At 70.0% G+C, this 18377-nt stretch carries 13 protein-coding genes and 1 rRNA gene; 10 read left to right on the top strand and 4 right to left on the bottom strand.

Translation table 11 applies throughout. The features are described 5' to 3' along the window. Positions 1–95, top strand: a 5S ribosomal RNA gene (gene rrf / locus ACIQE0_RS25950); the annotation flags it as partial. An 88-nt stretch (positions 96–183) separates the two neighbouring features. Here the strand turns inward: rrf and ACIQE0_RS25945 are convergent. Both ACIQE0_RS25945 and ACIQE0_RS25940 read right to left on the bottom strand, forming a co-directional pair. Next, positions 184–873 (bottom strand): DUF429 domain-containing protein, encoded by a 690-nt coding sequence (locus tag ACIQE0_RS25945; protein ID WP_402336510.1) that lies wholly within the window; start codon positions 871–873, stop codon positions 184–186. A gap of 1 nt (position 874) precedes the next feature. After that, positions 875–1555, bottom strand: a complete 681-nt coding sequence (locus tag ACIQE0_RS25940) for a protein-L-isoaspartate(D-aspartate) O-methyltransferase (RefSeq protein ID WP_402336507.1) — start codon at positions 1553–1555, stop codon at positions 875–877. Positions 1556–2154: 599 nt separating this feature from the next. On the opposite strand from ACIQE0_RS25940, the gene ACIQE0_RS25935 reads away from it, so the two are divergent. From ACIQE0_RS25935 to ACIQE0_RS25915, 5 genes are all read left to right on the top strand, one after another. Next, positions 2155–2673, top strand: a complete 519-nt coding sequence (locus ACIQE0_RS25935) for an RNA polymerase sigma factor (protein WP_402336504.1) — start codon at positions 2155–2157, stop codon at positions 2671–2673. Continuing rightward, positions 2673–3365 carry a hypothetical protein gene (locus ACIQE0_RS25930; protein ID WP_366339337.1) on the top strand — a complete coding sequence of 231 codons (693 nt, stop codon included), beginning with the start codon at positions 2673–2675 and terminating at the stop codon, positions 3363–3365. Before ACIQE0_RS25935 ends, ACIQE0_RS25930 begins: the two co-directional genes overlap by 1 nt. 428 nt (positions 3366–3793) lie before the next feature. Next, positions 3794–3940 carry a hypothetical protein gene (locus ACIQE0_RS25925; RefSeq protein ID WP_402336501.1) on the top strand — a complete coding sequence of 49 codons (147 nt, stop codon included), beginning with the start codon at positions 3794–3796 and terminating at the stop codon, positions 3938–3940. A gap of 209 nt (positions 3941–4149) precedes the next feature. Continuing rightward, positions 4150–5220, top strand: a complete 1071-nt coding sequence (locus ACIQE0_RS25920; protein ID WP_402336498.1) for a helix-turn-helix domain-containing protein — start codon at positions 4150–4152, stop codon at positions 5218–5220. A gap of 51 nt (positions 5221–5271) precedes the next feature. Further along, positions 5272–5844 carry a hypothetical protein gene (locus ACIQE0_RS25915; protein ID WP_402336493.1) on the top strand — a complete coding sequence of 191 codons (573 nt, stop codon included), beginning with the start codon at positions 5272–5274 and terminating at the stop codon, positions 5842–5844. Between the two features lie 396 nt (positions 5845–6240). On the opposite strand, the gene ACIQE0_RS25910 is transcribed toward ACIQE0_RS25915, so the two are convergent. After that, positions 6241–7689, bottom strand: a complete 1449-nt coding sequence (locus ACIQE0_RS25910) for an ATP-binding protein (protein WP_402336538.1) — start codon at positions 7687–7689, stop codon at positions 6241–6243. Between the two features lie 398 nt (positions 7690–8087). Continuing rightward, entirely contained in the window at positions 8088–12038 is a 3951-nt protein-coding gene (gene eccCa / locus ACIQE0_RS25905) for a type VII secretion protein EccCa (protein WP_402336490.1), read from the bottom strand. Between the two features lie 283 nt (positions 12039–12321). Here eccCa and eccD point away from each other — a divergent pair, with 283 nt between their 5' ends. The 4 genes from eccD (at position 12322) to ACIQE0_RS25885 (ending at position 17457) form a co-directional block, all read left to right on the top strand. Continuing rightward, positions 12322–13803 carry a type VII secretion integral membrane protein EccD gene (gene eccD / locus ACIQE0_RS25900; protein ID WP_402336488.1) on the top strand — a complete coding sequence of 494 codons (1482 nt, stop codon included), beginning with the start codon at positions 12322–12324 and terminating at the stop codon, positions 13801–13803. Positions 13804–13891: 88 nt separating this feature from the next. Further along, the gene (eccB, locus tag ACIQE0_RS25895; protein ID WP_402336485.1) at positions 13892–15448 is read left to right on the top strand and encodes a type VII secretion protein EccB; all 1557 of its coding nucleotides are present in this window, start codon (positions 13892–13894) and stop codon (positions 15446–15448) included. Between the two features lie 172 nt (positions 15449–15620). Beyond that, a complete protein-coding gene (gene mycP / locus ACIQE0_RS25890) occupies positions 15621–16775 on the top strand; it encodes a type VII secretion-associated serine protease mycosin (protein ID WP_402336535.1) in 1155 nt (384 codons plus the stop codon). A gap of 190 nt (positions 16776–16965) precedes the next feature. Then, a complete protein-coding gene (locus ACIQE0_RS25885) occupies positions 16966–17457 on the top strand; it encodes a hypothetical protein (RefSeq protein ID WP_402336482.1) in 492 nt (163 codons plus the stop codon). Positions 17458–18377 lie beyond the last annotated feature (920 nt).

Below are 18377 nucleotides of genomic sequence, written 5' to 3'. Positions count from 1 at the left end.
AAACGCCCGGTTACATTCCGAACCCGGAAGCTAAGCCTTTCAGCGCCGATGGTACTGCAGGGGGGACCCTGTGGGAGAGTAGGACGCCGCCGAACAATCTTTGTGGGAAGGCCCCGCACCGTATGGTGCGGGGCCTTTCTGCGTTTCTCGGCGATTTTCGGTAGGCGGCGAAGTAAGCCCCGGTCAGTACCAGATGGCGATCGGGCGCCTGCCTGCGTCGCGCTCGGGCGGGTCCGGGAGGGAGCGCGCGCGGCCATGGGCGATCCGGTGGGCGGTCCATGCGGCGGCGGCTGCGTCCAGAACGTCGTCCGGCGGGGTGTGTCCCGCCTCTCCCAGTTCGTTCGGGAGAACGATTCCGGCTGTGGCGAGGAGCGAACGTCGCGTCATCTGCCCCGCCCAACTCTTCTTGCGCGCAAGCGGCACGGCCCTGTTGGACAGGGCCCGGAACGACACCTCCGGGTGCACTTCGAAGAGCCGGTCGCCCCCGGGTTCAGTCAAGCAGGCGTTTGGCTCACGGAGTTTGGGTGCGAGGCCCCAGGTCTGGCGGCTCAATCCGGCGCCGGTGAGTTCGCGGCATCGGCGTCGGGCGTCGTCGTACTCCTGCTCCTGCCAGACTGCGCGTGGCGGCACCCGGAACACGCTGCTCCGCTGCGGTCCCAGCGGGGCCGCCGCCTCGGTGTCCGCCCGTCGCCAGCCGGTTTCGAGGAGCCCGAGGGGCATGTCCACGGCCACGACCGTGACGCTGCCAGCCCGTGCTCCGGTCAGGAAAGAGCGCAGGGTGGGGGCGACCTGTGCCTGCGCGAAGCGGCCGTCGTGGAGCCTGACCGCGAGCCATCCGGCCGGGCATGCGTCGATGCCGAGCACGGTCACCATGTCAGTCGACGTCCTGGGACGAGGCGGTCGAGGGGTAGCCGTGCTCACCGTAGAGGCGAACGAAATGGGCCAGTGCGATGGTCCGGCGGCGCACGAGCCCCTGGGGCGTCGCCTCGTACAGTTCGACCTGCTCGCGGCCGCCGGGCCCGATCGGCTGCACCAGACGGCCGCCCGCCCGCAGTTGTGCGGCCAGTGGGGGCGGCACCTCCGGGAAGGCCGCGGAGACCACGATCGCGTCGAAGGGACCCCGGTCGGCCACGCCGAGGGTGCCGTCGCCGACGATGATCTCGGTGTTCTCGATGCCTTGGCCGGCGAGGTTGGCCCGGGCCTGCTCGGCCAAGTCCGCCCACCGCTCGACGCTGATGACGTACGCCGCGAGGCGGGCCAGCAGCGCGGTCTGGAAGCCGTGACCGCTGCCGATCTCCAGCACGCGCTCGTCTCCGGTGAGGCCGAGCGCGGCGATCATCATCGCCACCAGGGAAGGCTGCGTCGTCACCTGGTCATGGCCGATCGGAATCGGCACATCCACGTACGCCGACGCACGGTGGGAGGGCGGGACGAAGGCAGGGCGCTCGGTTGTGCGGAGGACGCGCAACAGGCGCTCGTCCGCCACGCCGCAGGCACGGGCGGCCTCGACCAGATCCTCAGGGCCCGGGCCGTGGTGAGGGTGGGGACGGGACATCCTGACGGCCTCCCTTCCAGGCCATCGTCGCCCACGGGTGCCCCCCTCACCACCCAGCACGAATCCCAGGTCGCAGCCGCCAACTGGGCTCTTCTCCGACCTCGGGGAAGCTGTGGCCAGGAGGGCGGGACGCCCGGTGATGCCAGGGGCGAGGCCGGTGGTTGTCGAGCGCGCCGCACCGGCACCCCGAGCGCCCGGCGGCGCTGCCCGGCATCACCGTCTTCGACGTGGGCTTGACCTCTCAACCTGCGGTACTTCTCCTGGAGTTGTGTGACCGTAGGATTTTTGTGGTCGGCTGATGCACACGCGGGCTCTGGTGAACGCCTTTGTGCCAGAGGAAGCGAAGGGCTCCTCGGGACGCAATGGCGCGTCTCACCGACCACCGGAGGGATTTCCGGTTCCGTGAACCTTCATCTCGTGGGAGACATGCCGACGGCTGCGTCGGCCGTGCATGTCCCCGGCCATGACCCCGAGGCGGCTTCGCGCCTTCTGGCAGCGGTGGGCGTGGTCGGCGTGGTGACGAACGTGTGCGAAGTGCCTGGCGGACGTGGTGGGGAGGGGTGCCAGGGGTGAGCCGGAACCGCACCACCGCTCCGCCCGTGACTGAACTGCCAGCAGATTTCCGTGCGTTCCACCAGCTCTACCGGGGACCGTACGTCCACTGGGCCGAGTTGTACCTGAACAACCGGGCCGACGCCGAGGAAGCCGTCGACCAGGCCTTCGAGCAGCTCTATCTGATCTGGGACCAGCTCCTGCAGTCGCAGAACCCCAACGCGTATGCCTGGAAGGTGGTCAAGAACCGCACCATCGACTGCGCTCGCGCCCGCGGCCGGCGGCCGGTCCTCGTCGACAACGCGGCGTTCGAGACCACCGCGGTCCGCGACGCGGTCGACGAGATCAGTGAGCTCGAAGAGGGATTGCACATCTACGCGGCCATCCAGGCACTTCCGGAACGGCAGCACGACACCGTCGTGTTGTTGTACTGCCTGGGGTACAGCGTCCGGGAGACCGCCGACATCCTCGGCGTCAGCGAGGCCGGCGTGCGATCGACCGCGCGCTACGCCCGTCGGCGTTTGCGGGATGCGTTGCAACAGCCGTCTGAGCGGGGGGAGAAGTGATGACGGAAGCCGTTGACCGCGCCCTTGCCAAGGCGCGACTTCCGCGTCGCCCGTACACCGGGGCCGGGGATGCGGAGGCTCGGCTGACGGCGCGGATCGCCGAGCGGGTGTGGAATGGCGCGTTGATCTTCGACGATCAGATGGAGCCGGCGCGTCTGGCGGCGCTGCGCGAAGCCGGACGGCCGTGTGCCCCGTGCCGGGCTCACCATCAGCATCTGCGGACGCTGTGCGAGACGGTGGTGGCCAAACAGCTGCACAGGCTCGGCACGTTCCTGTCTCGTCGGGTACTGGAGCCGGAGGGGGCGCTGGTGCTGGGGTGTGTGCTGCACCTGGCGCACAGAGCGGACAGCGCCCAGTTCTGGTGGCAGTTCGCCGCCGGCGCCGGGGACATAGGGGCAGCATGCTGCCTGTATCTGCACCACATGGCCTTGGGCGAGGTCGACCAGGCGCAATTGTGGTGCGACCAGGCGGAGATGGAAGTGCCTTGCCCGCCTTCCGCGGAGTGGGCCGATCGCCGGGACGTGGTGACCGCGCTGCGCATCCTGGAGGTTCTTCGTGACGAAGCGGAGCTGTCGGAGGCGGTCATCGCGGTGATCGCCTACGTTCCGGAGGCCGTGGGGTTCGTGGATGACGTCGAACTTCCGCTTCCGGAAGCGGACTTCGCCTCTCGGATCGAGGAGCTGACGGGGTGAGGTCGGCGCGAGCAGTGTGGGGGCGGGGCATTGTAGATACGCCCGAGGTTTTGCGTGTGCTTACCGCAAATATCGGTGTGGATGGTGCCGTTGCCCGGAATAATGCAGCGTCCAGGCGGATGACTGCCGTGAGAGCTGTTGCTTTCGTGCAGCAGGCGAGCCGTCTTTCCGCTTTCGTGACGGAATCGTCGCTCTCTGTGTAGGCGTCGGGCTAAGGTCACACGTGGAGAAGCCCTGCGGCGGCGGCAACCTACCCGCAGGGCCCCTCTCTTCATCTGTCACCGAACGAAAAAGGGAATGTGATGCCTTTTCATCCGGATTCCGCAGGTCAGCACGGTAAGTCGTTGACCGGCGGACTCGAAGTTAGCATGACCTGTGTTAGTGGTCGGCAAACACGTGGGGCTGTCGACACACGTGTCAGCCCAGCCGTGGCGCTGTTCATCGCCGTGATTTTCCTCGGCGTCATCCTGGTCTACGGGCCCGCAGCACCCGCATGCGCAGTGGCGCTGGCACCGCCACTGGGGATCACCGCCAGGTGCTTCTACCTGCGCGTGCGCGCCGCACGGCTGAGGTAGGCGACGAAAGGGCTCGGCCCGGCCGCACGCCCATCGCGGCTCCGGCGGGCCGGGCCCTGACGCTCTCGCCCGAGCGTCCATCGGACGCCGGGCATGCCGTTTCATCGCTCCGGGCCCTCCACAGCGCCTGCTGCGACGTGACGAAAGAACCCGCATGCGTGACCCCGTGATCTCTGTTCACGCACCCTTGTTCGCCGACACGGATACCGATGACGAAGAACTCGCAGCCGCCCATCGAATGCGGCTACTGCCACCGCACCTTTCAGCGCCGCCGGCCCAACGGCCGCATCCCGAAGTACTGCAGCGCCCGCTGCCGCAGCGCCTCGTACCGCGGCCGCAACGCACCCTCCCCGCGACACGACTACGACGCCGACGTCGAGCGCCTCAGCCGGGCCCTGCTCGGCAAAACCCAAGCACTCCATCACGCCGCGACCCACCGCACGGTGGATCTCCCCCTCGACGTCGTCGAACGGTGCGTGGCACTCCGCCGCGAACTGGAGGACTTCACGGTCGTCGCTGTCTGCCAGGCCCGCGGCGACGGCGCCACCGTGCCGCAGCTCGCCAAGATCATGTACATAGCCCCCAGTACCGTGAGGGCCAACTTCACTGCCGAAAAGGCCGACAAGGCCCTGGCGGGACGAGCGGCACGCGGCCCTGCCCGGCCACCCTGCCGGCCGGCTGCCCTCCAAGGCGACAGCCGCCCCACCAGGATCAGGAAGAAGCGCGTTCTCCTGCCCGGCGACCCCGGCTACGCGCTCTCCAGGGCCCTCTCCCACCTCAGGCGCGGCAAGCCCGATCTGACCGTCCAGGAGATCGCGACCTGGTCGGCGGTGTCCCCCTCGTACGTCTACCGCATCCTCTCCGGCGAGCGCGCACCCACGTGGGAAGTCACCCGCGCCTTCGCCTGCGCCTGTGACGCGGACCCCGACGACCTGGTCTTCCTGTGGAACCAGGCACGTGGGATCACCTTGGCCCCCATGGACATCCCCACCTACGGCCAGGCCGTTCGCACGCTCCAAGCGGCTCTCCGCGGACTGTGCCTGGCCGCCTCCGCGCCCGACGCGGCCGCCCTCGCCCAACGCGCTTCGGCCTCCTTGACCCAACGCACCGCCGAGGCGTTGCTGGCCCCCGATCCGCCACCGCCCCACGCCCTGCGATGGCCCGTGGTCAACGCCCTCACCACCGCCCTGGGCGGCGACACCCACGCCATCGAGCAACTGCACAGGCGCATCGACGAACTCACCACACACACCGCACTGCCGGCCGAGGGCTTCGGCTGACCCGCGCACCGACACAGCCCATCACTTGGCGTCCGACGTTCTGGGGGAGACATGCCGTCTGCACTACAAGCCGCTGTCGGCACCGCGCCGCACGCACCCGTGCGCCCGCAAGCCGGCGAGGCAGCCATCACCGTGGTCCTGCCCGCCGACTTCACCGCCTTCTGCCAACTCCACCACGATGCCTACCAGCACTACGCCCACCAGCTGGTCGCCGACCCCGCCCTCGCCAACCTGGCCGTCCAGCACGCTCTCGGCGACATCGTCGCCTCCTGGACCGAGGCCCTGGCCGGCCACCACACCCGCGCCGTCGCCTGGGCAAGCCTGACCCGACGCGTCCACCGCGCCGCACACCACCCCCGCAGCCGCATCCACCCCACCCCGGCGGTCGGCCTCTTCCGCCTCGTCCCCACCGAGCAAGCCGACACAGCACTCCTGCACCACCTCCTCGGCCTCGACATCGCCAGCACCGCCGACACCCTCGGCATCGAACGCGCCACCGCCGTCTCCCGCCTCCACGCCTTCGGACGCCGCCTCAACCACCCCGCGGCATCCGCCCTGCGGATCTGCTGGCAGGAGGTGGCCTCCCGGCGTACCCGCTGCCAGATCCCGGGCGAGAGACGATGACCTCGCGCGGACCTGGTCCACGTCGTCTACCGCCGCGGCGCCGCCTCACGCACGCACCCTTGAAGCGCCCCTCGTGGCATGGTCGGCGACAACATCTCGGTCGGCACTGGCCGTTGCTGGCCACAGGAAGCGACTGGTCTCTGTCCGCCCGCACCGAACGTCTCGAACGGGCGCTGAAGAAGGGGAACTTGGTTCCTGGGCAAGGGGATCGTCAAGCGTGCACGTCGGCGTGGGTGGCAGTTGACGACGTTAAACCGGGGGCCGTTCCGGTCTCGATGCTCCAGGCGCGGATGCTGTCCATGGTGACCGGACGGACGCTGCCGACCTCGCGCGCGCCTTGCCGTCGCCGGCCCTGGGATGCGGTGATGGACCCAGGGGAGGAGCCCCGGAGGACATTCAGGCGCCGTGATACAGGCGGTCAATGTCGATCAGTTGGATCGTGGGGTCGATTTCCGCACGACGTCGCAGTTCGTCGGTGAAGCCCGCGCCGCTGAAGCACTGAAGCCGGGTGTTTTGGGTGGCGGTGCCGCGTGTGGTGAGGAGAGTGCGGATGTGCTGTAGACGGTTCAGGTGGCCGAGCCCCATGACGTCGTTCCACTTCGCTTCGCCGATGGCGAGCAACGTTTCCCGGCCGGTGCCGGCGTCGCCGTAGACCGCGACGTCGACTTCGTGGCTGGTCCTGCCTGCGGGGTCGTTGACGGTGCCGCTGGCGACGCGGGAGGTTTGGCCGCCGTGGGTTTCGGGGGCGGCATGCCAGCGTGCCCATTCCCGGCAGATCTGTTCGAAGTGGGGGCCGATGACCTTGCTGCAGAAGGTGGAATGGGCGCGGCGCCATACTGCGGGGGCTCGCCCTGGACGTTCCAGGTCGCCCCAGACTGGGCGCATGACCGCGTGGTAGAAGGTCACGAGTGGCTCTGCGATGCGGTAGGCGGATCGGTTGCGGCGGAACGCGTCTGCCTCGTGGGTGATCATCCCTACGTCCTGGAGGACGCTGAGCGGGTGGGCCAGGTCGGTGGATTTACGTCCGAGATAGTCGGCGATGCCGCCGCGCGAGGCATTGCCACTGGCGATTGCGGCGAGTACGGAGTGATAGAGCGCGACGTCGTGGAGTTCGGGTTCCTCCGCCAAGAGGTAGCGGGCTTCGCGGAAGAGGGGGCGGGCGGGGTTGAGGACTGCGCGGGCGACCCAGTCGTCGAAGTCGTCCGGCCCTTGCGGGGCGTCGCCCTGGGTGAATTCTCGGCGATAGGCGGGAGTGCCGCCCACGATGGCGTTGGTCAGCAGGGCGGTGCGCGGGTCGGAGATCTCCCAGAAGTCGGCTGCGAGCCGGAAGTCCAGGGTGGGGACGACGAGTTCGAGGCCGGCGCGGCCACGCAGCGGGGCATTGCCGGCAAGCAGACTGCCCATGAAGGACAGGGCGGAGCCGCACAGCAGTAGCCGCACGGGGGTGTTGGTGCGCTGGGTGGTCGGGTCGAGGGCGCGCTGGATGATCGAGGGGAGGGCGGGGCTGGACTTGGCGAGGAAGGGGAACTCGTCGATCACCGCGACGGTGGGGCCGTCCACGGCGATGCGCATGAGTTCGGCGACAGCCTCATCCCAGTGCGCGAAGCGGAACGGCGTGGGCTGGCCGCGATAGCGAGCCAGAGCCTCGCCGAACTGGCGCAGGGCATCGGCCTCGGTCGTCTCGGTGGCAGTGAACAGGAAACCGCCGCTGGTGCGGGTGACCGCGTCGAGGAGGAAGGTCTTGCCCTGGCGCCGACGCCCCGAGACCACCCCGAGCGTGGCCTGTGGCCCGGGCAGCGTGGCGAACCGGGACAGCTCGGCCCACTCGAAGTCGCGGTCGAACATCTCGGCAGGCTTGTCCACGAAGCCCTCCATCTGAGTAGGTGCAGTTATTATAGGTCGGCTTATCTATCGCAGCGGCCTTCAGCGGGCAAAGATCACCCGGTCGTGTGCCTGGGCAGACGTCGCGCGTGGCGGTGCTCCTCCGAGGGCACGGCGTGACCGACGAACTGGCACGGGTGAGAGTGGCGAGCGCGGTGGCGCCGGTTGAAGAAGGTTTCGGCTCGCGCCGCGCGACCGAGGACGAGGTGGTGAGCTACGGGAACCAGGGGGTGGCCGGTTTCGACTACCCGCACTCCGTCAGTGGTAGCCCACCTGCCGTCGCCTCATGTGGACGTTCGTGTGGCCAGGATGGCCAACCGTGCCGAGAGGCATAGCCGTCGATGGGCACCTGGCTGGGTGGGCTACTGATCAGGCTGCCACCCCAACTGCACCAGGGAAGTGCCGCGTTTGCGGGTGACGTAGTAGGCGCGGCCAGGGGGCATGGGGCGGGGGCGGACGTTGGCGAGGATGTCGCCCTCGTTGGGGTCGCCGGAGAGGATGAGGGCCTGGGCGCCGAGTTCGGTCAGGCGTTGGAGGGTGGGTTCGTAGAGGGCGCGGGAGATGCCGGCGGTGGTGCGGGTGAGGATGAGGTGGATGCCGGTGTCGCGGGCGTAGGGGAGTTTGTCGGTCAGGACTGCCAGGGGGTTGTTGGTGCTGGTGGCGATGAGGTCGTAGTCGTCGAGGAGGACGAAGAAGCGGGGGCCGGTCCACCAGCTGCGGTCGCGGAGTTGCTGGGGGGTGACGTCGGGAGTGGGGCGGCGGCGTTCCATGAGGCCGGCGAGGGCGTTCATGTGGATGCCGAGGGCGTCGTCGGTGGGGGCGTATTCGAGGAGGTGGGTGGCGGGGACGGCCTCGAGGAGGGTGCGGCGGTAGTCGCCGACGACGATTTTGGCTTCGTCGGAGGTGTAGCGCTCGGCGATCTTGTGGGCGATGTGGCGGAGGGTGGCGGTCTTGCCGGATTCGCTTTCGCCGAAGACGAGGAGGAAGGGGTCGGTTTCGAAGTCGGTGTAGACGGGTTCGAGGTTGGTTTCGTCGAGGCCGAGGGCGATGCCGTGGTGGGGGAGGTCGGAGCCCTTGGGGAGGCGGGCGGCCGGGACGGTGCGGGGGAGGAGCCGGACGGCGGGGGCGGAGGGGCCGGTCCAGTTGTCGGTGACCTGGCGGACCAACTCGGCTGTTGCAGCGGCGAGTTCGGTGGTGGCGCCAGGCTTTGCCGTGTGGGGGAGGGCGGTGAGGAAGTGGAGTTTGCCGGGGGTCTGGCCGCGGCCGGGGACGCCGGGTGGGACGTTGGCGGCGGTCTTGCGGTCGAACTCGGAGTCCATGGGGTCGGTCAGGCGCAGTTCCAGGCGGCCCAGGATCTGGTCCTTGAGGGCGGCGCGGACTTCCAGGTGGCGGGAGGCGGTGAGGATGACGTGGATGCCGAAGCCGAGGCCGCGGGAGGCGAGGTCGGTGACGACCGGCTCCAGCAGTTCGTACTCGTCCTTGAAGGGGCCCCAGCCGTCGATGACGAGGAAGACGTCGCCCCATTGCTGGTCGGGGAGTTCGCCTGCGGCGCGGCGTCGGCGGTAGGTGGCGACGGTGTCGATGCCGTGGGTGCGGAAGTACTCCTCGCGGCGTGCCAGGATGCCGGCGACCTCGGCGACGGTGCGGCGGATGCGTTCGGGGTCCAGGCGGGAGGCGATGGAGCCGACGTGCGGGAGGCCGGCGAGGGAGCTCAGGGCGCCGCCGCCGAAGTCGAGGCCGTAGAACTGGACTTCGTGGGGGGTGTGGGTGAGGGCGAAGGCGCTGATGAGGGTGCGCAGGAGGGTGGACTTGCCGGACTGGGGGCCGCCGACGATCAGGAGGTGGCCGGTGGCGCCGGAGAAGTCGTGGTGGAGGGTGTCGCGGCGCTGTTCGAAGGGCTTGTCGACCAGGCCGAAGGGGACGGTGAGGCGGCCGGTGGCGGGGTAGTCGGTGGCGTGCAGGCCGCGGTCGGGGGTGGTGGCCAGGGTCTTGAGGAGCTGGTCGAGTGCGGGGGCGGTGTCCAGGGGCGGGAGCCAGACGCGGTGGGCGGGCGGTCCCTGGCCGTCCAGGCGGTGGACGATGACGTCCAGGACGGTGTCGGCGAGGGCGTCGTCGGCCTGTGCGGGGGCTTCGGCGGTGGGGTGCGGTGTCGGGGTGGTGCTGGTGACGGGGACGGGTGTGGCGGTGAAGAGGGCCGCGCGCTGCTGGGCGGGGAGTGCGTCGCGGTCCGTGTGGCCGCCGGCTGAGCGGTGGGGACCCGAGACGTAGGCGGCCTTGAAGCGGGTCATCTCGTCCGTACCGAACGTCAGGTAGCCGGAGCCGGGCACGGAGGGGAGGTGGTAGGCGTCGGGGACGCCGAGGGCGACGCGGGATTCGGCGGCGGAGAAGGTGCGCAGGCCGATGCGGTAGGAGAGGTAGGTGTCCAGGCCGCGCAGGCGGCCCTCCTCCAGGCGCTGGGAGGCGAGGAGGAGGTGGACGCCGAGGGACCGGCCGATGCGGCCGATCTGGATGAAGATATCGATGAAGTCGGGCTTGGCGGTGAGCAGTTCGCTGAACTCGTCGATGACCAGGACGAGGGAGGGCAGCGGGTCGAGGGCGTGGCCGGCGGCGCGGGCCTTTTCGTAGTCGTGGATGCCTGCGAAGTTGCCTTTCTGGCGCAGCAGTTCCTGACGGCGCTGGAGTTCGCCGCGGAGGGAGTCGCCCATGCGGTCGACGAGGGAGAGGTCGTCGGCGAGGTTGGTGATGACGGCGGCGACGTGGGGGAGGGCGGACATGCCGGCGAAGGTGGCGCCGCCCTTGAAGTCGGCGAGGATGAAGTTGAGGGTTTCGGAGGAGTGGGTGACCGAAAGGCCCAGGACGAGGGTGCGCAGGAGCTCGGACTTGCCGGAGCCGGTGGCGCCGACGCACAGGCCGTGCGGGCCCATGCCGTTCTGGGCGGCCTCCTTGAGGTCGAGCATGACGGGCTGGCCGGACTCGTCGATGCCGATGGGGACGCGCAGGCGTTCGGCCTGGGAGCGGGGGCGCCAGGTGCGGGCGGTGTCGACGTCGGCGGGGTCGCCGAGGTCGAGGAGGTCGGTGAAGTCCAGGTTGGCCAGCAGCGGTTCGTCGTCGTCCGTGCCGTCCATGTACAGGGGCGCGAGCTGGCGGGCGAGGGTGTCGGCGCGTTCCAGGGAGAGCAGGTCGGGTGTGCCGTCGTAGACGGAGACGGCGGATTCCAGGCGCAGGCGGGTGGGGTGGACGGCTACCGACAGTCCGCCGCGGGGTTCGTCGAGCTCGCCGGAGACGACCTCGATGACGGTGACGCCCTGGAGGCCCTCGGGGGCGGCGAGTGCGGAGTCCGCGGGGACCATGCCGCCGTCCAGGACGATGACGAGGTGGGGCTTGTCGAGGAGGGGCGGGGCGTCCCTGCTGAAGCGGGGGCGGTCGGCGAGGTGGCCGGCCAGGAGGGTTTCGAGTTCGGTGAGGTCGTCGGTGAACAGGCGCCGGGTGCCGGCCCCGTCGGCGGCGCCGGCGAGTTGGGTGTGCGGCAGCCACTTCGTCCACTCCCAGCGCCCGACGGCCCCGGGGGCCGCCACCACGGCGACCACGAGGTCGGTGGGGGAGTGCAGGGTGACGAGCTGGCCGATCAGGGAGCGGGCCGCGCCCTGGGCGCAGACCGGGTCGCCGGAGACCGTGAGGTGGTAGAAGGCGCGCAGGGAGACCGCGACAGGCATGTTGTGCAGCGAGCCGTGGGTGGCCAGGAAGCGCTGCATGATGCCGGCGGTCAGCGGTTCGAGTTCGTCGACGGGGGCGGTGTCGGGGGCGACGAGCGGGGTGGCCAGCTGCTGGGTTCCCAGGCCGACGCGGGCCTGTCCGAAGTCGGCGTCGCCGATGCGGCGTTCCCAGACGCGGCTGCCTTCGGCCACGATGGACCACAGCTGGTCGGGGGCAGGGTGCACGTAGTGCTGGGCGCCCTGTTGGGCGGTGGCCGTACGGCGGATCCGACGGCGGGTCTGCGCCAGGTACTTGAGGTAGTCCCGGCGGCTCTGCGCCATCTCGCCCTGGGTGCCCCTGCGGTAGCGGACGATCTGGGCGATGACCATGCCGATCGTCGAGAGGAGCATCAGCGCGCCCATGATGCGCATGAAGGGCGGCATGCCCGGCATGAAGAAGAAGACCACCGACGAGCCCATGCCGATCATCGGCAGGAGCTGCATCAGCACGCCCTCCTGCTGGCCGCGCGGTAGCTCCGGTGGGGTCTGTAGGTGCAGTTCGTCCGTGGCGGGGCCGGGCGGAAGCGCCCGCGGCGGGCGCTTGACGATGATCTGGCTCACCGAGCATCAATCCCTCGACACGGAGGGAAAGTTCTGTACCGGTCGCCCCCCTGGCGACGGCGCCCCCCGCGTCAGGCGATCCTACTGCCGACTAGTGTGACGAGTGGGGAAGGGCGTTGCGGTGTGGTGACGCAAAGCCGCGGTGACCGCCACGGTGTGGTGGCACGATGGCGCCCCGGTATGGGCCGCGTGCGAAGCGACCGCGGCGATGAACGAGTGACCGGGCGGCCGCCTGACGTATGCGGCCGGCTGACCAGGTGAGCAGGGGGCAGAGCTGAACACGATGAGCACGAGCGCGGGAACCGGCTTCCGCAGGGTCGCGGTGGTCGCCCCCGACAGCCGTATCGACGTGGCGCTGCCCGAGAACATCGCGGTCTCCGACGTCTACCCGGAGATCCTGCGCCTGACCGGTCAGCGACAGCCTCCGGGGGCGCCGACCGGCTACTACCTCTTCCGTGCCGACGGCAGTGCGCTCGACAGCGCCCGCACGCTCGCCGAGCAGCGCGTCGTCGACGGCGAGATGCTGCACCTGCGCCCCTTCGCGCAGTCGCTCCCCCCGGTGGTCTTCGACGATGTCTCCGATGCGGTGGCCGCTGCCGTCACCCGCGACCGCCGGCTGTGGAATGACGGCCTGCTGCGCGGGACGTGCCTGGTCGGGGTCGGGGTGCTCCTCGTCCTCCTGGCCCTCGTGCTGTGGTCGGCGGACCCGGTGCGGCATGACATGCACAGTCTGCCGGGCGTGATCGCCGGTACGGCCGGTGTGCTGCTGGCGGCGTTCGCGGGGGTCCGGGCCCGGGTCTACGGGGACCAGCCGTCGGCCGTCGCACTCGGCCTGGGCGCGCTGCCGGTCGTGCTGTGCGCGGGCTCGGGGATCGTCGGTCCGGACGCCGGTCAGGGCGCCGGGCGGTTGCAGTTCCTGCTGGGCTGTGTCGCCGTGCTCGTCGTCTCCGTCGCCCTGGTCGCGGTGTCGCCGTCCGGTGACGCACCGTTCATCGCCGCCACGTTCGCCGCGGCCGTCTGCACCCTCGCCGCCTTCCTCGCCATCGTCAGCGAGGCGACGGCTGCCCAGGCCGCGGCCGTCTGTGCGCCCGTGGTCATCGGCCTCATGGCCTTTCTGCCGGGGCTGGCCACGCGCCTGGCCCGGCTGCCCGTCGGGTACGTCACGCCGCGCAGCCTGAGCCAGGAGCGGGAGGCGGGGGCAGAACTGCCGGGCGGTGAGGGGCCGTTCGGCCTGGAGCCGGTTGACGAGGAGCGTGTCGCGGCCCAGGCCCGCCGCGGCCATGAGCTGCTGCTCGGGCTGCTCGGCGGTTGTTGCGCGGTCCTCGTCGGCGTCGCGGGCGTCCTCGGCTTCGCCCACTCGGTATGGGCGCAGCTCCTCGCCCTCGCCACCGGTCTGGCGACGCTGCTGCGCGCCAGGCTCTTCCGCTACACCGCCCAGGTCGCCTGTGCGGTCGTCGCCGGACTGGCCGCGCTCTCCCTCCTCGTCCTGGGCGTGGCCTTCAACCCGCCCACGGGGATGCTGAACGACTTCCTCACCGGAGACCGCACCCCGCTGGACCTGCGTACGCTATGGCTGGCGCTCGTGGTCATCGGCGCGGTGGCGCTGGTGACGACGGCCGCGCTGACCGTGCCGAAGAAGGGGCTGACGCCGTTCTGGGGCCGGGTGCTCGATCTCGCCGACGGATTCCTGCTGTTGTCCCTGATGCCGCTGTGCCTGGCGGTCCTGGACCTGTACGGCCAGGCACGGAGCATGACCAGCGGCTGAGGGAACGTCAGGGGCACCACGTCCGACCACACGCAGGACCGGGCGGCTGCGGAACGGCCGCAGAGGATTCAGGGGGAAGTGCAGCGCCATGGCATCACGGCGGGACGAGCTCAACGGCTACACCTTCGCCAAGAAACGACTGGTGGCCGCCTTCCTCCAGCCCTCTCCGGACCGCACGGACGAGGGTGCACCGAGCCCGCTGCGTGCGGTGCTGCCCGGCCTGGTCGTCGCCGCCCTGATCCTGGCCGGATCCGGCGCCTGGGGCATGTTCCGACCCAAGGCACCCAAGGGTTGGGACACTCCCGGCGCACACGTCATCCTGGGCAGCAAGTCCGCCACCCTGTACGTGGTGCTGGAGACCGGCGGCAAGAAGCAACTCCATCCCGTCCTGAACATGGCCTCCGCCCAACTGCTCCTCAAGCCCGACCGGTTCGACGTCCTCAAGGTCGACGAGAGCGAGCTGGACAACGGAAGACTCCAGCACGGCCCGACCCTGGGCATCCCGTACGCCCCCGACCGCCTCCCCGAGGCGGCAGAGGCGGCGAAGAGCAAGCGCTGGGCGGTCTGCGAACAGCCCGGCGGCAACGGCACGTCCGTGCAGAAGGCCACCTTCCTCTTCGCCGACCGCGACGCGGACAAGGTGGAGGGTCCGGGGCGGCTGCACGACGGGCAGACCCTCTACGTCCAGGAGGCCAGGGGATCCGGGGAGTCCGGCGGGGCCCGCTATCTGATCGACCCGAAGGGCACCAAGTACCTCATCGACGGCGGCAGCGACACGGAACTGCTGCTGCGCGCCCTGGTGGGCAGCAGGCAGCCCCAGCAGGTCACCAAGGACTGGCTCGCCACCTTCCACGACGGCACACCGATCGCCTTTCCCACCCTGCCCGGTACGGTTGCCCAGCCCGCCGACGTCAAGGGACTCGGCGCACGCGAAAACCGCATCGGCACGGTGCTGCGCGCGACGACCGGCGACGGTGCCCAGCACTACGTCGTGCTCCACGGCAAGGTCGTCCCCGTCTCGGACTTCGTGGCCAAGCTGCTCCTGTTCTCCCGGCAGACGGCCCGGTTGGAGCAGCGCAACCGCCCCACCGAGGTGGACGCGCAGTCCTTCACCCCGCAGGCGCAGCAGCTGTTCGCCGAGAAGCAGTGGCCGCAGGAGGCTGCCCAACAGGTCAACACCACCACGGCGCAGGGCGACCGGGGAACGGTCTGCAGTGTGCTGCGTTCGGTGTCGAAGGCCGGCGGTACGGAGCTGAGCACCTGGGCCGGCGCGGACTTCCCCCAGCAGATCGCCAACGGGGGCACCAGCGCGTACGTCACCCCGGGAACCGGCCTGTTCTACAGGCAGATTCAGCCAGGTGACGCCGGCTCCGGGGCGCACTTCCTCGTCACGGACACCGGCCTGCGCTACGGCGTCCAGACGAACAACGACAGCAGCGCCACACAACCCGGCACCGGCACCGGCACCGCGGGCACGGCCAAGCAGGAGCAGTCCGGCGAGCGCCCGCAGGAGACCAACCGGGCGCAGGTCCTCCTCGGTTACAAGGACGTCAAGCCCGTGCTGGTGCCGACGAACTGGTCGCAGTTCCTGCCGATGGGCCCCCGGCTGGATGCCGACGCCGCCCGCCAGCCCCAGGGCTCATGAGGAACAGGGAGACGCAGTGAGGAGGAGGACACCAGCCGCCTGGGCCGCGCCCGCCCTGCTCGTGGCGCTGATCGGCAGCGTTGCGCCCGGGACCCCAGCCGGGATCGCCCGGGCCGCGGACGGGGAGGGCGTGACCCCGGTGCCCCAGGGGAACGGTGCCTGCACCTTCCCCATGAAGCAACAGATCAAGGAACGCCCCTGGGCCCTGCAGCGGATCGTCTTCGACCGGCTGTGGCAGGACACCAAGGGCCGGATCGCACACGGCCGCCCGATCCGCGTAGCCGTCATCGACACCGGCGTCGACAACACCAACCCGCAGCTGGCCGACGCCGTCGACACCACACACGGCTGGGACTTCCTGCACAACGCCAAGAAGGCCGGGGACGAGGCGGCCGGCGACCCGAAGGCACCGACGGACGGCACCTACGACCCGGTGGGCCACGGCACCAAGGTCGCCGGCATCATCGCCGCCCGCCCCCGCGCGGGCACCGGCTTCGTCGGGCTCGCCCCCGAAGCCACCATCATCCCCCTGCGCCAGAACGACGAGAAGGGCAGCGGCAACGCCGCCACCCTGGCCCAGGCCATCCGCAAGGCCATCGCCGCCGGCGCCGACATCATCAACATCTCCCAGGACACCACCAAGCCGCTGAGCCACAACTCCGACCTGGCGGCGGCTGTCAAGGAAGCCCGGAACAAGAACATCGTCGTCGTCGCCTCGGCAGGCAACGACGGCCTCGACGGCCGGCTCAAGGACACCTACCCGGCCTCGTACGGCGGGGTGTTGGCCGTCGCCTCCTCCGACCGCAACAACGAACGCGCCCCCTTCTCCCAGAGCGGCGCCTTCATCGGAGTGGCCGCACCCGGCGTGGACATGGTCTCCACCGTTCCCAAGGGCGGCCAGTGCGTGGACAACGGCACCAGCTTCTCCGCCCCCTATGTCGCCGGCGTCGCCGCCCTCCTGAAGGCCAAGCACCCGGACTGGAAGGAGTACCAGATCGTCGCCCAGATCGAGCAGACCGCCGAACGCACCGTCAACGGCCGTGATCCCTTCGTGGGTTGGGGCGTGGTGGACCCGGTCCGTGCCCTCACCGAGGACGCCCACCCCATCGACCGTCCGACCGCGGACGGCGGCCTGGCCAAGGCCACACCCCCGGACCCCCTCACCTGGCCCGACGGCGAGAGCCCGCAGGAGCGGAGGGACCGGTACGCGACGTACGGGCTGGGGGCGGGCGGCGTCGCGGTCGCGGTCATCGCGGGCACGGCGGTCGTCTGGCGGGACGCACGCAAGCGGGGCGCACGCTCGCGGACACCTCGCGTCAATGAGTAGCCGTACTTACTTTTCTGGGGCCGCGACCCATGAACCAGGCAGCGCCGGCGACTACGCTTCTGGACATACGCAGGAGATAGAGCCCCCGCACGCATGGACGCAAAACGCGCGGTCGTTGTCAGAGGTGATGGATAGAGTGACTCCTGACGTTGGTGACTTACGCGTAGCAGTATTCGGGGGGAAGAACGCCATGCGAGCCGACGAGACCACAGGCATGCAGGTGAACGGGGTAGCACCACAAGGCAAGAGCGCCGATCTGGCCGTCGACCCCGAGGCACTGAGGAAGCTCAAGGACCGGGTGGAAGACCTGCTGACGCGTCTGAAGGCCTCGAACGCGGGCCCGACGACGCTCGGCCACCGCAGGATCACCCCTGCCTCCTTCGGCCAGGGCTTCGGTGAGGCGCAGAGCCTGGCGACCGCTTACGAGAAGGTGCTGTCCCAACTGGAGGCGTTCTCCAAGGCGTTCGGCGACCAGATCGAGACACTCAGCATCGGCACCCGCGTCGCCGAACACGGCTACGAAGCCATCGACGCGGACGTGAAGAACCGTCTGGCGGCGATCCAGCGCCGCACACAGGAGCTGTACCAGGCACCACGGCCGACACCGCGGCCCACCGACGCCGCAGGCTCTCCCGCGGCCGGCAGGGGCGAGGGACAGTCCGCGGGCGCCGACGGCATCTGATACGAGGGGGAGGAAGAGGGGATGGCGGGGAACTCCGGCGCGTCCGGCTGCAGCAACTTCGAGAACGCAACGCACCAGGCCCTGTACGACATGGTGGCCGGCGGCGACCACATGCACCTCTCGTTCACGGGTGCCTCCTTGGTCCAGGCAGGCAAGGAGATCGAGCAGATCGCCACGGAACTCAAGGCACTGGCCGAAGGCGTGCCGTGGGAGGGCGAGGGCGCCCTGGCCTTCCGTGAGTGGAGCAACGGCACCGTCAAGGAGAGCCACAAGCTCGCCCGCTTCGCCTCAACGACCGGCAACGCCCTCTCGGACGCCGGCTCGGCGTTGTGGGAGGCCAAGGCAATGCCCCAGCCGAAACAGACCAACTCCGTCCAGCTGGACAGCGCGGCAACGCCCACGGCCCGCGGAGCGAAGGGCGCTCCCCTGATGACGGACCCGGACCGCGAAGCGGCAGTGGCGGCGATGAACCGGCTCGCCTCGTACTACCGCACGGCCCAGCAGAACATCGAAAGCCAGGAACGGCCCAACTTCCAGCCGGCTTCGGGGTTTGTGCCGGATGCGTCTGACGGGAGCAGGCGAATTGCTGAGCACTCCGAAATCACGGGCCAGTCGACGGGCAGCGGGCGCGTCAATGCCACAGGCGGTGCAGGTGCCGCGTTCTCAAACGGGAGCAGTGGTGGTGGGCCGCACGTAGCGGCATCCCGCGCGCCTGTTGATGGCGTGCAGCAGGACGGACAGGTGGGCACGTCGGTTGACTCCACCGCTCCGGTTCTGCCCGATGCACCAACGTCGCATGGAAGCACCGTTCCGTCCCATTCCGGGAGTTCCGGCAATCCTCCTGGTCCCGTCATATCCGGTCCGCTGACGAAGCCTGGCAGGGTGCAGCTCCCTTCGGAGCGAGGCAATGCGACACGGGA

It is taken from the genome of Streptomyces sp. NPDC093097 (assembly GCF_044754325.1).
Lineage (GTDB): Bacteria > Actinomycetota > Actinomycetes > Streptomycetales > Streptomycetaceae > Streptomyces.
Note: the sequence above shows the minus strand (reverse complement) of the source record. Positions and strands in the feature narration are given on the sequence as shown.

Excerpts from the sequence above, each read along its gene's own strand:
- ACIQE0_RS25945 (WP_402336510.1), bottom strand. The coding sequence starts at position 873 with ATGGTGACCGTGCTCGGCATCGACGCATGCCCGGCCGGATGGCTCGCG.
- ACIQE0_RS25940 (WP_402336507.1), bottom strand. The coding sequence starts at position 1,555 with ATGTCCCGTCCCCACCCTCACCACGGCCCGGGCCCTGAGGATCTGGTC.
- ACIQE0_RS25930 (WP_366339337.1), top strand. The coding sequence starts at position 2,673 with ATGACGGAAGCCGTTGACCGCGCCCTTGCCAAGGCGCGACTTCCGCGT.
- ACIQE0_RS25920 (WP_402336498.1), top strand. The coding sequence starts at position 4,150 with ATGACGAAGAACTCGCAGCCGCCCATCGAATGCGGCTACTGCCACCGC.
- ACIQE0_RS25915 (WP_402336493.1), top strand. The coding sequence starts at position 5,272 with ATGCCGTCTGCACTACAAGCCGCTGTCGGCACCGCGCCGCACGCACCC.
- ACIQE0_RS25910 (WP_402336538.1), bottom strand. The coding sequence starts at position 7,689 with ATGTTCGACCGCGACTTCGAGTGGGCCGAGCTGTCCCGGTTCGCCACG.
- eccD (WP_402336488.1), top strand. The coding sequence starts at position 12,322 with ATGAGCACGAGCGCGGGAACCGGCTTCCGCAGGGTCGCGGTGGTCGCC.
- eccB (WP_402336485.1), top strand. The coding sequence starts at position 13,892 with ATGGCATCACGGCGGGACGAGCTCAACGGCTACACCTTCGCCAAGAAA.
- mycP (WP_402336535.1), top strand. The coding sequence starts at position 15,621 with ATGAAGCAACAGATCAAGGAACGCCCCTGGGCCCTGCAGCGGATCGTC.
- ACIQE0_RS25885 (WP_402336482.1), top strand. The coding sequence starts at position 16,966 with ATGCGAGCCGACGAGACCACAGGCATGCAGGTGAACGGGGTAGCACCA.